Annotated in this window: 15 protein-coding genes; 9 read left to right on the top strand and 6 right to left on the bottom strand. The window is 73.7% G+C overall.

Features of this window, described 5'->3' with window-relative positions; translation table 11 throughout:
* Position 1: 1 nt before the first annotated feature.
* Positions 2-1411 carry a sigma 54-interacting transcriptional regulator gene (locus tag O2V61_RS03350; RefSeq protein WP_269181915.1) on the bottom strand — a complete coding sequence of 470 codons (1410 nt, stop codon included), beginning with the start codon at positions 1409-1411 and terminating at the stop codon, positions 2-4.
* Between the two features lie 139 nt (positions 1412-1550).
* Between O2V61_RS03350 and ilvA the strand changes: the two genes are divergently transcribed.
* The 4 genes from ilvA (at position 1551) to O2V61_RS03370 (ending at position 6914) form a co-directional block, all read left to right on the top strand.
* On the top strand, positions 1551-2777 hold the full coding sequence (ilvA, locus tag O2V61_RS03355; protein WP_269181916.1) for a threonine ammonia-lyase: 1227 nt from the start codon (positions 1551-1553) through the stop codon (positions 2775-2777).
* A 164-nt stretch (positions 2778-2941) separates the two neighbouring features.
* Positions 2942-3943 (top strand): ATP-binding cassette domain-containing protein, encoded by a 1002-nt coding sequence (locus O2V61_RS03360; protein ID WP_269181917.1) that lies wholly within the window; start codon positions 2942-2944, stop codon positions 3941-3943.
* Positions 3940-4746: an ABC transporter permease gene (locus tag O2V61_RS03365; protein WP_269181918.1), complete on the top strand. Its 807-nt coding sequence runs from the start codon at positions 3940-3942 to the stop codon at positions 4744-4746. The genes O2V61_RS03360 and O2V61_RS03365 overlap by 4 nt, the downstream gene beginning before the upstream one ends.
* A 71-nt stretch (positions 4747-4817) precedes the next feature.
* Positions 4818-6914: a M3 family metallopeptidase gene (locus O2V61_RS03370; RefSeq protein WP_269181919.1), complete on the top strand. Its 2097-nt coding sequence runs from the start codon at positions 4818-4820 to the stop codon at positions 6912-6914.
* Positions 6915-7101: 187 nt separating this feature from the next.
* Here the strand turns inward: O2V61_RS03370 and O2V61_RS03375 are convergent, their stop codons facing one another.
* Complete coding sequence (locus O2V61_RS03375) at positions 7102-7452, bottom strand: RNHCP domain-containing protein (protein WP_269181920.1); 351 nt, start codon at positions 7450-7452, stop codon at positions 7102-7104.
* Positions 7453-7468: 16 nt separating this feature from the next.
* The gene (gene greA, locus O2V61_RS03380; protein ID WP_269159973.1) at positions 7469-7975 is read right to left on the bottom strand and encodes a transcription elongation factor GreA; all 507 of its coding nucleotides are present in this window, start codon (positions 7973-7975) and stop codon (positions 7469-7471) included.
* A 299-nt stretch (positions 7976-8274) separates the two neighbouring features.
* Between greA and mca the strand changes: the two genes are divergently transcribed.
* The 3 genes from mca to O2V61_RS03395 all read left to right on the top strand — a co-directional run bounded on the left by mca (position 8275) and on the right by O2V61_RS03395 (position 10150).
* A complete protein-coding gene (gene mca / locus O2V61_RS03385; protein ID WP_269181921.1) occupies positions 8275-9162 on the top strand; it encodes a mycothiol conjugate amidase Mca in 888 nt (295 codons plus the stop codon).
* Positions 9159-9494: a hypothetical protein gene (locus O2V61_RS03390; RefSeq protein ID WP_269181922.1), complete on the top strand. Its 336-nt coding sequence runs from the start codon at positions 9159-9161 to the stop codon at positions 9492-9494. Before mca ends, O2V61_RS03390 begins: the two co-directional genes overlap by 4 nt.
* Before the next feature lie 140 nt (positions 9495-9634).
* A complete protein-coding gene (locus O2V61_RS03395; protein ID WP_269181923.1) occupies positions 9635-10150 on the top strand; it encodes a phosphate-starvation-inducible PsiE family protein in 516 nt (171 codons plus the stop codon).
* Positions 10151-10175: 25 nt separating this feature from the next.
* On the opposite strand, the gene O2V61_RS03400 is transcribed toward O2V61_RS03395, so the two are convergent.
* On the bottom strand, positions 10176-10751 hold the full coding sequence (locus O2V61_RS03400; protein WP_269181924.1) for an AMIN-like domain-containing (lipo)protein: 576 nt from the start codon (positions 10749-10751) through the stop codon (positions 10176-10178).
* Between the two features lie 152 nt (positions 10752-10903).
* On the opposite strand from O2V61_RS03400, the gene O2V61_RS03405 reads away from it, so the two are divergent.
* Entirely contained in the window at positions 10904-11698 is a 795-nt protein-coding gene (locus O2V61_RS03405; protein ID WP_269181925.1) for a DUF427 domain-containing protein, read from the top strand.
* A gap of 46 nt (positions 11699-11744) precedes the next feature.
* On the opposite strand, the gene O2V61_RS03410 is transcribed toward O2V61_RS03405, so the two are convergent.
* Positions 11745-12824, bottom strand: a complete 1080-nt coding sequence (locus O2V61_RS03410) for a transglycosylase domain-containing protein (protein WP_269181926.1) — start codon at positions 12822-12824, stop codon at positions 11745-11747.
* Between the two features lie 92 nt (positions 12825-12916).
* Entirely contained in the window at positions 12917-14017 is a 1101-nt protein-coding gene (gene pstS / locus O2V61_RS03415; RefSeq protein WP_269181927.1) for a phosphate ABC transporter substrate-binding protein PstS, read from the bottom strand.
* Between the two features lie 180 nt (positions 14018-14197).
* Between pstS and O2V61_RS03420 the strand changes: the two genes are divergently transcribed.
* On the top strand, positions 14198-14776 hold the full coding sequence (locus O2V61_RS03420; protein WP_269181928.1) for a hypothetical protein: 579 nt from the start codon (positions 14198-14200) through the stop codon (positions 14774-14776).
* Positions 14777-14789: the final 13 nt, after the last annotated feature.

Here is a 14789-nt window from a genome sequence, read left to right on the forward strand (position 1 = left end):
GTCAGGCTCCGTAGACCGTGCGGGAGCCGTCGGTGTCCTTGGCCAGCCGGCGGGTCAGCCACAGCCCCTCGAGCGCGAACTCGACGGCGGCGGCGGCCTGCTCGGCGGACTGCTCCCCCTCGGGGACCCCCAGCCGGCCCAGCAGCTGCGCCAGGTGCGGGATCGTGCCCAACTGCCCGAGCAGGACGGCGGCCGGCACCAGGTCACCGGACTCCACGGTGTCCCCGCCGGTGAAGTGCTCCTGCAGGCCGGTCAGGTCCAGACCGCCGCAGCGGGCGCGGAAGGTCTGCGCGGTGGCCTGCCGGAGCAGGTGCTCGAGGACCTCGAGGCTGCGGTCGTCGTCGGCGTCGTTGCCGGCGTCGGCGAACTCCACCTTGCCGCGGCTGGCCGGGACGATGCTGGGCAGGTCGACCACCCGGGCGACCGGCCGGCTCTCCCCGGCGACCGCGGCCCGGCGCACGGCCGAGGCGGCCACCGTCTCCAGCCCGGCGATGGCGAACCGGGCGCTGACCCCGGAGCGCTGGTCGACGTGGCTGGACTCGCGGACTGCCCGGGTGAACCGGGCGACGATCTCCACCAGGTGCTGGGGCACCAGCGGGGTGCCGAACTCACCGCTGCCGCCCAGCCAGGTGGTCTGCGCCTCCTGCTCGAGCAGCCGCACCTCGTCGGCGAGCTCGATCGGGTAGTGGGTGCGCACCTCGGCGCCGAACCGGTCCTTGAGCGGGGTGATGATCCGGCCCCGGTTGGTGTAGTCCTCGGGGTTGGCGCTGGCCACCAGCAGCAGGTCCAGCGGCAGCCGCACCCGGTAGCCGCGGATCTGGATGTCCCGCTCCTCCAGCACGTTGAGCAGGGCCACCTGGATCCGCTCGGCCAGGTCGGGCAGCTCGTTGATGCTGAAGATGCCGCGGTTGGTGCGCGGCACCAGCCCGTAGTGGACCGTCTCCGGGTCGCCCAGGGTGCGGCCCTCGGCGACCTTGATCGGGTCGACGTCGCCGATCAGGTCGCCGACGCTGGTGTCGGGGGTGGCCAGCTTCTCGCCGAACCGGTCGCTGCGGTGCAGCCAGCCGACGGGGGTGGCGTCGCCGTGCTCGGCGACCTGCCGGCGCCCCCAGACGCTGATCGGCTGCAGCGGGTGCTCGTTGAGCTCGCTGCCGACCAGCACGGGGGTCCACTCGTCGAGCAGGCCGACCAGGGTGCGGATCAGCCGGGTCTTGCCCTGGCCGCGTTCACCGAGCAGCACGAGGTCGTGCCCGGCGATGAGCGCCCGTTCCACCTCCGGGACGACGGTGTCCTCGAACCCGACCATGCCGGGCAGGGTGGGCTCGCCGGCGGCCAGCCGGGCGAGCAGGTTCTGGCGGATCTCGGCCTTGACCGGCCGGGGGGTGGCTCCGCTGGCGCGGAGCTCGCCCAACGTCGTAGGAGCGGGAGGGGTGGGGGACTGGGAGGTCCCCGTCGGTGCGGCGTCCGTCACCTCGACCACGGTACGACGGACCTGTGACACCCGGGTGTCCGTCGGCCCGCGCACCTGGGGGACTGCGAGGATCGGCGGCGTGTCCGTCCCCAGTGCAGTGCCCCTGGTCAGCGGGGCCGACGTCGAGTCGGCCGCGCACCTGCTGGACGGCGTGGTGCGCCGGACCCCACTGGAGCACTCCCGGGCACTGGCCGAACGGGTCGGTGGACCGGTGTGGCTCAAGTGCGAGAACCTGCAGCGCACCGGCTCGTTCAAGATCCGTGGCGCCTACACCCGGATCGCCAGGCTCAGCGACGCCGAGCGCGCCCGGGGCGTGGTCGCGGCCAGCGCCGGCAACCACGCGCAGGGCGTCGCCCTGGCCGCCCGCGAGCTCGGTGCGGCCGCGACCGTCTTCATGCCGGAGAGCGCGCCGCTGCCCAAGGTCGCCGCGACCCGCGGCTACGGCGCCGACGCGCGCCTCGGTGGGGAGACGCTCACCGAGGCGATCGTCTCCGCGGTGGAGTTCGCCGACCGGACCGGGTCGGTCTTCATCCACCCCTTCGACCACCCCGACGTCATCGCCGGGCAGGGCACCGTGGGCCTGGAGGTGCTCGACCAGTGTCCCGACGTGGCGACGGTGGTGGTCTGCACCGGGGGCGGCGGTCTGGTCTCCGGGATCGCCGCGGCGGTGAAGGCCCGCCGGCCCGACGTCCGCGTGGTCGCCGTCCAGGCGGCGACGGCGGCCGCCTTCCCCGCCTCGCTGGCCGCCGGCCGGCCGGTGCCCCTGACCACCATGGCGACGATGGCCGACGGCATCGCCGTCGCCGCGCCCGGCGACCTGACCCTGGCGCACGTCTCCGGCCTGGTCGACGAGGTGGTGACGGTCAGCGAGGGCGACCTCAGCCGGGCGTTGCTGTTCTGCCTGGAGCGGGCGAAGCTGGTGGTCGAGCCGGCCGGGGTCGCCGCGGTCGCGGCGCTGCTGGCCGACCCGGCCGCCTTCGCCCCGCCGGTCGTCGCCGTCGTCTCCGGCGGCAACATCGACCCGGTGCTGATGATGAAGGTCGTCCAGCACGGCATGGCCGCCGCCGGGCGCTACCTGTCGCTGCGGGTGCAGGTGCCCGACCGGCCGGGGTCACTGGCCGGGCTGCTGCGGGAGCTGGCCGGGCTGGCCGCCAACGTGCTGTCCGTCGAGCACGAGCGCTTGACCCCGCGCCTGGTGCTGGGCGAGGTGGAGGTCGGGGTGCACCTGGAGACCCGCGGCCCCGACCACGCCGAGCACGTGCTGGCCGCACTCTCCGCGGCCGGGTACGCCCCGCGCGTCGACTGACCGGCGCGGACCGATGACTTCTCCGGGCGGGGCGGGTCTGCACCCCTGAGCCGTCGCACCGCGACGGACCGCCTGTCGCCGCGAGGAGTGTTCATGGAACGGACCTGCCGGGTGCCCGGAAAAGGCAGTGAGAACTGTCGGTGGACGGGCCTAGCGTGCGTGGCATGACCGATGCCGTCGTCGTCGAGGGGCTCGTGAAGCGCTTCGGGGAGAACACCGCGCTCGGTGGGGTCGACCTCACCGTGTCCGAGGGCACCGTCCTCGGGCTGCTGGGGCCCAACGGCGCCGGCAAGACCACCGTCGTCCGGATCCTGGCCACCCTGCTGCAGCCCGACGCAGGGCGGGCCGAGGTGGCCGGGCTCGACGTCGCCACCCAGGCCGACCAGGTCCGCGCCATGATCGGGCTCACCGGGCAGTACGCCGCGGTCGACGAGTACCTGACCGGCCAGGAGAACCTGGAGATGGTCGGGCGGCTGTACCGCCTGGGCAAGCGGGAGGCCCGGTCGCGCGCCGGTCAGCTGCTGGAGCGCTTCGACCTGTCCGACGCGGCGAACCGCCCGGCGAAGACGTACTCCGGCGGCATGCGCCGGCGGCTGGACATCGCCGCCTCCCTCATCGCCCGCCCGCGGGTCCTGTTCCTCGACGAGCCGACGACCGGGCTGGACCCGCGCAGCCGGCTGGGCATGTGGGAGTTCATCGCCGACCTGGTCAGCGACGGGACCACGATCCTGCTCACCACCCAGTACCTGGAGGAGGCCGACCGGCTGGCCGACCAGATGGTGGTGATCGACCGCGGCAAGGTGATCGCCCGGGGCACCGCCGACGAGCTGAAGGCCCAGGTGGGCGGCGAGCGGCTGGAGCTCACCGTGGGCACCGTCGAGCAGCTCGCGGTGGTGACCGACGCCCTGCGCCCGCTCTCCCACGGCGAGCTGCACGCCGACCGGCAGTCCCGGCGGCTGTCGGTCCCGGTCACCGGTGGCACCGACACGCTGGCCGAGGCGCTGCGCCGGCTCGCCGGCACCAGCGCGCAGGTGCTCGACATCGGCCTGCGCCGGCCCGACCTGGACGACGTCTTCCTGACCCTCACCGGGCGCTCCGCGGAGGACGCCGACACCGCGGCCGACGGCGAGCCCTCGGCCACCGTCAGCGCGGGAGCGCAGTCATGACCACCCTGGCCGAGACCGTCTCCGACAGCGTCGTCATCACCAAGCGGAACCTGATCAAGGTCAAGCGCGTCCCCGACCTGATCGTCTTCGCGACCCTGTCGCCGATCATGTTCGTGGTGCTGTTCCGCTACATCTTCGGCGGTGCCATCAACCTGCCGCCGGGCATCAGCTACGCCGAGTTCCTGCTGCCGGGCATCTTCGCCCAGACGGTCGTCTTCGGTTCCACCGTCACCGGGGCGAGCATCGCCGAGGACCTGCAGAAGGGGCTGATCGACCGGTTCCGGTCGCTGCCGATGTCGCGGTCGGCGGTGCTGATCGGCCGCACCGTCGCCGACCTGGGGCTCAACGTCATCTCGATCACGGTGATGGCGCTGACCGGGCTCGCCGTCGGGTGGCGGATCAACTCCTCGATCGGCGAGGCGATCGGCGGGTTCCTGGTGCTGCTGGTCTTCGCCTTCGCCATCTCCTGGCTGATGGCGCTGGTCGGTCTGCTGGTCCGCACGCCGGAGGTGGTCAACAACGCGAGCTTCATCGTGATCTTCCCGTTGACCTTCGCCTCCAACGCCTTCGTCCCGCTGGAGAGCTTCCCGGCGCCGCTGCGGGCGTTCGCCGAGTGGAACCCGGTCTCCACCGTCGTCCAGGCGGCCCGGGAGCTGTTCGGCAACGTCCCCGCCGGGGTCCCGGTCCCCGACGTCTGGTCGCTGCAGAACCCGGCGCTGTACACGGTGCTGTGGACGGTGGCGATCCTGGTGGTCTTCGTGCCGCTGTCGGTCCGGGCCTACCTGCGCACCGCCAGCCGCTGAGGAAGGGGCTGCCTCGGGTCCAGCCGGCCGTCGGGTGACGGCCGGCTGGGTGCGGGGCGAAGATGAGCGCGATGACCACCACTGCACCGGTTCCCTCGCCGGACTCCGCGCCCTTGTCCGCGTCGTCCCTGTCCGCGTCCCACCCGCTGGCCGCCCCGTCGGCGCTGCCCTACGAGCTGCCGCCGTTCGCCGACATCTCGCTGGAGCACTGCCGGGAGGCTCTCCTGGCCGGGATGGCCGAGCAGCGGGCCGAGGTGGCCGTCCTGCTGGCGGACCCGGCCGATCCGACGTTCGAGAACACCGTCGTGGCCCTCGAGCGCTCCGGTCAGCTGCTCGGCCGGGCGGAGGCAGTGTTCTGGAACCTGTCGTCGTCGATGTCCAGCGACCGGCTGCGGGAGATCGAGCGGGAGGTCGCCCCGCTGTCGGCGGCACACTCCGACGCCCTGCGACTGGACCCGGCGCTGTTCGCCCGGATCGACGCCGTGCACTCCGCCCGGCACGAAGCGGGCCTGGACGCCGAGTCGCTGCGCCTGGTGGAGCGGTACCACCTGGACTTCGTCCTGGCCGGTGCCGGGCTGGACGACGCCGGGCGCGAGCAGCTCCGCGAGCTCAACCAGCGGCTGTCGGAGCTGTCCACGACCTTCGGGCAGAACCTGGTGGTGGCCACCGAGGCGGCGGCGGTGCTGGTCACCGACGAGACCGAGCTGGACGGGCTGAGCCCCGCCGAGGTGCAGGCCGCCGCCGGTGCCGCCGCCGAGCGCGGCCACGAGGGCGGGTACCTGCTCACCCTGGTGCTGCCCAGCGGCCAGCCCGCGATGGCCAAGCTGCGCAACCGGGAGCTGCGCCGCCGGCTGCACGAGGCGTCGCTGACCCGGGCCTCGACCGGGGAGCACGACAACGGCCCGATCGCGGTGGAGATGGCGCACCTGCGCGCCGTCCGGGCCCGCCTCCTGGGCTTCGACACCCACGCCGACCTGATCGCCGCCGACCAGACCGCCCGCACCTCCGCCGCGGTCGACGAGCTGCTGGCCGCGCTGGTGCCGCCGGCGATGGCCAACGCCCGGGCGGAGGCCGACGTGCTCGCCGAGGTGGCCGCTGCCGACGGCGTCGAGCTCGCCGCCTGGGACTGGTGGTTCTACTCCGAGCGGGTACGGGCCGAGCGCTACGCCGTCGACAGCGCCGCGCTGCGGCCGTGGTTCGAGCTGGACCGGGTGCTGGTCGACGGGGTGTTCCGCGCCGCCGAGCTGCTCTACGGCCTCACCTTCACCCCCCGTCCGGACCTGCAGGGGTACCACCCCGACGTCCGGGTCTGGGAGGTCTTCGCCGACCAGCGGCCGATCGGGCTCTACCTGGGTGACTTCTTCGCGCGCGAGGGCAAGCGCGGCGGGGCCTGGATGAGCTCGTTCGTCAGCCAGTCCGAGCTGCTGGACACCCGCCCCGTGGTGTTCAACTGCCTCAACGTCACCCGGGCGGCAGCCGGTCAGCCGACGCTGCTGACCCTGGACGAGGTGACGACGCTCTTCCACGAGTTCGGCCACGCACTGCACGGGCTGTCCTCGGCGGTCACCTACCCGCGGTTCAGCGGCACCAGCGTGCCGCGCGACTTCGTGGAGTACCCCAGCCAGGTCAACGAGATGTGGGCGCTGTGGCCGGAGGTGCTGGCGCACTACGCCAAGCACGTCGAGACCGGTGAGGCGCTGGCCCAGGCCACCGTCGACGCGCTGGAGGCCGCCGCCCTGTGGGGCGAGGGGTTCGCGACCGTCGAGTACCTGGGTGCCACGCTGCTCGACCAGGCCTGGCACCGGATAGGGCCGGACACCGAGGTCGCCGACGCGCAGGCCTTCGAGGCCCAGGCGCTCGCCGACGCCGGCGTCGCGTTCGACCTGGTGCCGCCGCGCTACCGGACGACGTACTTCCAGCACGTCTTCGCCGGCGGCTACTCGGCCGGCTACTACTCCTACATCTGGTCGGAGGTGCTGGACGCCGACACCGTGGAGTGGTTCAAGGAGAACGGCGGGCTGCGCCGGGAGAACGGCGACGTCTTCCGCGGCGAGCTGCTCTCCCGCGGGGGCTCCGTCGACCCGTTGGGCGCGTTCGCCGCCGTCCGCGGGCGGGCCGCCGACACCGGACCCCTGCTCCGCCGCCGCGGTCTGACTCCCGTCGCCTGACGCCCCACCGGCCCCGCGGACGACGTCCGCGGGGCCGGCCGGCGCCGGCTCGGGGTCGCGCGTTGCACGCCTTGTGTCCGCTCTGCGCGCGCTGCAGCACGGGCAGAGCGGACGAAGAGCGTGCAAGGGGGCGGCGAGCGGCGCCGCGGCCGGTCGCGCCGGCGGGGTCAGGCGCGGACGTCCCCGCTCAGAGCCAGGGGAGGGCGAGCACCAGGTCGAGGTCGTCCGGGGCGGCGCCGTCCCGGACGAGGCGGTTGGGCTGGCAGTGGCCGCAGGCGGTGCAGCGGTGCACCACCTGCCAGCCCTTGCCCGACTTCTCGACCAGGCCGATCGGCTCCATCAGCTGCCGGCACTCGCTGGCCCGGTCGCCGGGCAGCTCGTCGACGTGCAGCGACCAGAGGCACCACGGGCAGTGGTTGCGGTAGTGCCCGTCGGTGTTCGCCGGCACCAGGGCCTGGCAGTGCCCGCAGACGAAGGTGGTGTTCTCCGCCCGCCGGGAACGCGCCCGCCCGCCGTCCACCGTGCTCGTGCCCGTCACCGCCCTGGCCCGGCGGTCAGGGGATGAACGGCTCGACGGCCAGGACCTTCACGGAGATGTCCTTGCCGTTCGGTGCCTGGTAGGTGACCGTCGCGCCCGGCGCGGCGCCCACGATCGCCGCACCCAGCGCGGACTCGGGGGAGTAGACGGTCAGGTCGGTGGTGCCGGCGATCTCCCGCGACCCCAGCAGGAACTTGTCGGTGTCGTCCTCGTCGCCGTCGAAGGCGATGGTGATGACCGTGCCGACGGCGGCGTTGGTCGCCGTCGTGGGCGGCTGGCCGACCCGGGCCTTGCGCAGCAGGTCGGTGAGCTGCCGGATCCGGCCCTCCGCCTTGCCCTGCTCCTCGCGGGCCGCGTGGTAGCCGCCGTTCTCCTTGAGGTCACCCTCCTCGCGGCGGTCGTTGATCTCCTTGGCCATCGCCGGCCGGTTCGCCACCAGCTGCTCGAGCTCGGCTCGCAGCCGGTCGTGGGCCTCCTGCGTCAGCCAGACGCCCTGGTCCTGCTCGTCAGTGGGGGTGGACACAGTTGCTCCCGGTGCTCGTCTTCGCGACCCGCTGTTCGCGGGGTCACCGCTGGTCAATCCGAGCAACGTAACACCGGACCGGAGCAGCGTGCAGCCGTCAACGGAACGAGTCCGGCCGAGGAGGCTCCTGCGCCCGAGGCACACGCGAGTGGCGCGGGGCACACCAGGAGTCGCCGGGGTGCCTGCCGCGATCGGCCCGCCGGGGGGACAATGGAGGCCGAGACCGGGCGTGCGTGTCACGTACGGCGTGAGGGCACCGTCGGGCGTGGGTTCGACGAGCGGAGCGAGGAGCAGCACACGTGACCGAACCGGACCAGTTGCGCCTGCTCGCGGTGCACGCCCATCCCGACGACGAGTCGAGCAAGGGCGCCGCGACCATGGCCAAGTACGTCGCCGAGGGCGCCCGGGTGATGGTGGCGACCTGCACCGGCGGGGAGCGCGGGTCCGTGCTGAACCCGGCGATGGACCGCCCCGAGGTGTGGGAGCGGATGGCGGAGATCCGCAACGAGGAGATGGCCCGGGCACGGGAGATCCTGGGGGTCGAGCAGGAGTTCCTGGGCTTCGTCGACTCCGGGCTGCCCGAGGGCGATCCGCTGCCGCCGCTCCCGGAGGGCTGCTTCGCCCTGGTGCCGGTCGAGGAGGCCGCCGCGCCCCTGGTCGAGCTGATCCGGCGCTTCCGGCCGCAGGTGGTGCTCACCTACGACGAGCGGGGCGGCTACCCGCACCCGGACCACATCAAGACCCACGACATCTCGGTGCACGCCTTCGAGGCAGCCGGCGACCCGGACCGCTACCCCGACCTCGGGGAGCCCTGGCAGCCGAGCAAGCTCTACTACCACATGGGCTTCACGCTGCCCCGCACGAAGGCGCTGCACGAGGCGATGCTGGCCGAGGGGGCCGAGTCGCCGTACACCGAGTGGCTGGCGAAGTGGGACCCGGCCAACGACATCTCCCACCGGGTGACCACCCGGGTGCCCTGCGCCGAGTACTTCCCGGTGCGAGATGCCGCCCTGATCGCCCACGCCACCCAGATCGACCCCACCGGCCGGTGGTTCTCCGTCCCGCTGGACCTGCAGACCCGCACCTGGCCGACCGAGGACTACGAGCTGGCCCGCTCGCTGGTCGACTCCACCATCCCGGAGGACGACCTGTTCGCCGGCGTCCACACCTCGGAGCGTGTCTCGTGACCACCGCACTCACCCTGCTCGCCGTCGACCAGCAGCAGGTCCCCGAGGACGTCGGCAAGGCCGGTCCGTTCGGGCTCCTGCTCATCGTCCTGCTGCTCATCGCGGTCCTGTGGCTGGGCCGGTCGATGACCGGCCACCTCAAGGGGCTGCCGCGCAGCTTCGACCCGGCCGACCAGGTGCCCGACAGCCCGGCCGAGCTGATGGTCGACGTCCCGGCCCGGGCGCCGGGTGCCGAGTTGCTGGACACGCTGCGGCGTGCCCCGCTGGCGATCGAGGCGCCGTCCCGTCCCCAGGACGACGAACCCCAGGGCGGGCGGCCCACCGCTCGCTGACCGCCCCGGCACCGTGGGTCCGGGTGCAGGCTGGTGGGTCCGGTACCGATCGGCCCTGGTCGGCCGGGGCCTGACCCCCGAGGGGGACGCGCACCGCCCGTCCGGACGCGTCCGGGACAGTGGTCGGCGATGATCGCCTGATGGCGACGCAGCGGGCCCAGCGGGACCCCGATCAGCACGACCGATCCCTCCCCGGCCGCTGGGGCACCCGCGCCCTGGAGATCGGCGAGAACGTCGTCTACGCCGGCATCGCGCTGTTCCTGGTGCTCAGCGCGCTCGTGCTCCTCTTCATCGCCGGGAGGACGACCTGGGGGATGGTCGGTGACCCCTCCCAGGGCCCGGTGCTCGAGCTGCTCGACGTGCTGCTGCTCGTCTTCATCGTCGTCGAGCTGCTGTTCGCCGTGCGGATCACCGTGGAGCGCCGGGAGCTGGTGGCCGAACCGTTCCTGCTGGTCGGGATCATCGCCTCGATCAAGGAGATCGTCGTGCTGTCGGTCGAGGCGGCGGGGGTGCTGGGCAAGGGCGCGGAGTTCGACGACCGGATCACCGAGATCGCCGTCCTCGGCGTGCTGGTGGTCCTGCTCGGGGCCACGGCCTGGCTGCTCCGGCTGAAGGAGCGCGAGCCGGACGAGGGCGACGCGCCACCGGCAGGCTGACCGGCCGGGTCGCCCCTGCCGGGCCTCACCACCGGTGCGCGACGTCGACCACGACGCGGGCGCCGTCGGGGTGCCCGGGTGCACCGGCGAGCACGAAGACCCGGAAGGGCAGCCGGGCCCGGGTGCCGACGGCCAGTGACGTCTGTCCCTCGAACGAGCCCGCCCAGGCCACCTGGCGCAGGGTCCGGGCGGCACCGACGTCGACGACCTGGGTCCGGTCGGGCAGGTAGGTGGGGGTCCGCGACCCGTCGTAAGCAGGTGCGCGGACGACGAGCTGGAGGACGGCGCCGCCCGCGACGGGCACGGGGGTGCCCGACCCCTGGGCGCCGACCTGGTCCACGTACCGGACGTCGTAGCCGGTGTCGCCGACCGCAGCCAGGTCGACCACCAGCCGGTCGAAGCACGGGTGCTGCCCGGCGCGGACGTCGGTGACGGTGCCCGGCGGGAAGGCGCCCGCCGGCTGGCTCTCGGGCAGCGAGCCCCAGCGGATCCCGCAGTACGGACCGCTGGTCGCCTGGGCCGGCAGTGTGCCGCCCAGCAGTGCGACGGCGGCGAGCAGCACGATGACGAGCGTCCGCGAACGCGTTCGTTGCTGGTCCATGACGATCCTCCTCGGTGTCGTCCCTGGTCGTGCCCCCGCACAGGGCTGGCTGAACGTGACGATCTCGTGACTGCCCGTTCGTACGGCCGTCGAGGCGTCACAGCCCCCGCCGCGGCCGGGCGGCGACCCCGGGATCCGCCTACGGTCGGGACATGTCGCTGACCCTCGGTACCGGTCCTCTCGCCCGGCCCTCGGCCGGACAGCTGAACGCCGACCTGTGGTCGGTCGCCCCCGCCCACGCGCTGTACCTCCACCCGCTGCAGGAGCGCATCCGCGGGGTGTCCGGCGAGCGCACCGTCGTGGACACCACAGGTGCGCAGCTGCTGCACGAGACCGGGCTGCTGCCGCGTTGGTACCTGCCGGAGACCGACGTGGTGGCCGGTGTCCTGCAGCCCAGTGACACCCGCACCACCTGCCCGTTCAAGGGCGAGGCCCGGTACTGGCACCTGGAGGTCGACGGACGCCGGGTCGAGGACGCGGCGTGGTCCTACCCGGAGCCCATCGACGGCTGCCCGCCGCTGGCCGGGCTCCTCTCCTTCGACCTGGATCGCCTGGACTCCTGGTGGATCGAGGACGAGCAGCTGCTCGCGCACCCGCGCGACCCCTTCCACCGGGTGGACGCCCGGCGCTCGTCCCGGCACGTGGTGGTCCGGGTCGGTGGCCAGGTGGTCGCCGACACCTCCGCGCCGATCGCGGTGTTCGAGACCGGCCTGCCGGTGCGCTGGTACGTGCCGGAGCCCGACGTCCGGGCCGAGTTCCTGGAGCCGAGCGACACCACGTCGGAGTGCCCGTACAAGGGCGTGGCGAGCTACGAGCACCTGACCGTCGCCGGCCGGCGGTACGAGGACGCGGTGTGGCGCTACCGGGAGCCGCTGCTGGAGGCGCTGCCGGCGGCCGGGCACCGGTCGTTCGACGGGGACGACATCGAGGTCGAGGTCACCGGCTGAACCGAGGGCGGCTCGGCCGGCGGACGCCGGCCGGGCGTCGCCGTCCTCAGGCGGTGCCCTCCGCGGCGATCAGGTCGGCGACCGCCGCGGGCCGCTCGCTGCAGTCGTCACCGGAGTCCGGCTCGTCGGCGGCCAGTCCGGTGACGCCGAGGTCCTCGACCGGCTGGAACCCGAGCCGGTCGAGGTGGCCCGGCAGCCGGTTCTGGGCGTTGACCACGTGCGAGCGGGAGAACCAGCCGAGGCCGTCCTCGACGTCGAAGTCGAGCCCACCCCCAGGGGCGCGGCGGACGTGCCCGGGGGAGGGCAGCAGGCCGGCGAGCTGGACGGCCTGGTCCGGGTACAGCGTGTCCGGCGGGGTGTCGAAGTAGTACCAGCTGGCCGCGCAGACGCCGTAGAGCGTGGGGCCGAACTGGGCGTGGTTGACGTAGAGCTCGAGCATCCGCCGGTCGTCGACGACCAGCGCCAGCTCCGCGGCCAGGCCGGCCTCCACCGCCTTGCGCCAGGCGCTCAGCTCCTGGTTGAGGAAGAGGTTCTTGGCCACCTGCTGCGGGATGGTCGAACCGGACGGGTCGTCCTCGCCGCGCAGGTGGGCTTCCGCGCGGGCCATCAGCCCGCCCCACTCGAACGCCCCCGAGCGGTAGGGGAGCTGGGCGTCCTCATGGGCGATGACGGCGGCGAGGAAGTTCCGCGAGACGTGCTCGACGGGCACGGACTGCTGGACGGCGCCACCGGGGTTGGCGGCCATGAACGCCGTCGTCGGCGGGTCGACCCAGCGCAGGGACACCAGCACCAGCGCCTGGACGACGAAGACGACGGCGACCAGCCGAGCGAGCGTCCGGAGGGCGCCGCGGCGGCGGCCTGGGCGACGGTCGCGCCAGGACTGCCCGGAGCCCGGCTCCGGGGCCGGCGGCGGTGGCGCGTCGTCGCTGCCCCTGCGCCGCCAGCGTCGCTGGGGACGGGAGTCCTCCTCAGCCGGCGGGAACGGGTGTCGGCCGGCGGCGTCCGGCGGCGGGCCGTACCGCTCGTCGCCGTACGGCGGGAACGGGTACGCGGTGTCCGCAGGTGGCCCGTCGGCCGGGCGGCGGAACCGCGCAGTCGGCCGGCGATCCGGTGGGACGTGGGCCATGCGGTGGAGCTCCCCAGGGGTCGACGGGAGCCGTCATCGTACGGGCGGCGACCAGGCAGGTGTCGCAGTCGCGCCGACACGCGAGCCCGCCGTCAGGAGGCGGTCACGGCGTCGATCGCGGTCAGGGCCTCCTGGCGGAGACCGTCGGAGATGGGTGCCGACCCGGCGACCTGGGCCGCAGCCTCCTGGCCCTCGTCGCTGACCACGTAGGTCATGAAGGCCCGCAGGAGCTCGGCGACCTCCGGGTCCGCGTAGTCCATGCAGCCGATGTGATAGCTGACCAGCACGATCGGGTACTCGCCGGAGCCGGTCGTGTCGCGGTTGACCTCGATGACGAAGTCGTGCTCGCCACGGCCCTCGACCCGGGGCGAGTTCTCCACGACGGCTGCGGCAGCCTGCGCCGACGGGGCGACGAACTCCTCGCCCACGCCGATGCGGGCCACCCCGAGGTCCCCGGCCTGGGACAGGTCGGCGTAGCCGATGGCGCCCTGCCCGCTGCGGACGGCGGCCACGACTCCGGAGTTCCCTTGCGCCGCCTCACCACCGGCCACCGGCCAGTCGCCGTCGGGCTCGTGCGGCCACGCCTCGCCGCCGGCGACGGCGAGGTAGTCGGTGAAGTTCTCGGTGGTGCCCGACTCGTCGGACCGGTTGACCGGCGTGATCGGCAGGTCGGGCAGCTCGGCCCCGGGGTTGTCCGCGACGACCGCCGGGTCGTCCCACCGGGTGACCTGCCGGTCGAAGATGCCGGCCAGCGTGGTGGGGCTGAGGTCCAGCTCCTCGACGCCGTCGAGGTTGTAGACGACGGCGATCGGTGAGATGTAGTTCGGCAGCTCGAAGACGCCCGAGGGGCCGCACCGCTCGGCGGCCTGCGTCAGCTCCTCCTCGTCGAGGGCGGCGTCGGAGCCGGCGAAGTCGGTCCCGCCGGCGAGGAACTGCTCGCGCCCCCCACCGGAGCCGATGGGGTCGTAGCTGACGGCGACGTCGGGCTGGACGGCGTTGAACCCGGCGGTCCAGCCCTGCATGGCTGCCTGCTGGGCGCTGGAACCGGCGCCGACCAGGGTCCCGCTCAGCTGATCGACGTCCGCGGCACCCACGCCGCGTTCGTTGGGCGGGACGTAGTTCGCCGTGAAGACGACGAAGCCACCGACGGTGACCGCCCCGGCCAGGGCGGCGAGCTTTCTCCCGACAGTCACTGGTGCCTTCCGCGGATGGTCGTCCGGCGGTGGGCCGGACGTCGAGCGTTCAACAGTACGTCCGCCCTGCGCGACGCGGTCGGGGTCGCGGTGGTGTCCGCTCTCAGCGCAGCGACGAGCCGGGTAGTAACTGATTACAAGATTACGATGCATGGTGTCCGTACCGAACGAGGAGGAACCGTGCACGCACACCACCGCTTCCCATCCGAGGGCTTCCCCGGCCGCGGGCGCGCCCGTGGCCGTGCGGCGGACGCGCCGCCGCCGGTCGAGCGCGCCGAGGTCGCGGGCTGGTTCGCCGGCCGGCTGCCCGACGAGTGGTTCACCGGCCCGGTCGAGCTCGTCGTCGACCGTGACGAGATCACCGTCGTGGGGTCGGTCCCCGAGCCCGACGTCGGCGACGGCGACCCCGCGGCCGCCCGGGCCGGGCGGATCGCCCGCTTCCGCGAGCAGACCCGCGGTCAGCGGATGGCGATCGCCGACGCCGCCCAGCAGCGCTACGGCCGGTCGGTGGCCTGGGGCGCGTCCTGCGGCGACGTCCGGGAGCTGTTCACCACCCTGTCGGTGCCGGTGATGACCCGGCTGCGCCAGCCCGAGCGCCTGGTCCTGGACACCCTGGTCGACGCCGGCGTGGCCCGGTCCCGGTCCGAGGCCCTGGTCTGGGCCGTGCGACTGGTCGGCGAGCACGCCGAGGACTGGCTGGCCGAGCTGCGGCAGGTGATGGCCGCCGTGGAGGAGGTGCGCGCCCGGGGTCCCCAGTAGGACGCCCCGGGCC

This window comes from Modestobacter sp. VKM Ac-2985 (assembly GCF_026967925.1).
Lineage (GTDB): Bacteria > Actinomycetota > Actinomycetes > Mycobacteriales > Geodermatophilaceae > Modestobacter.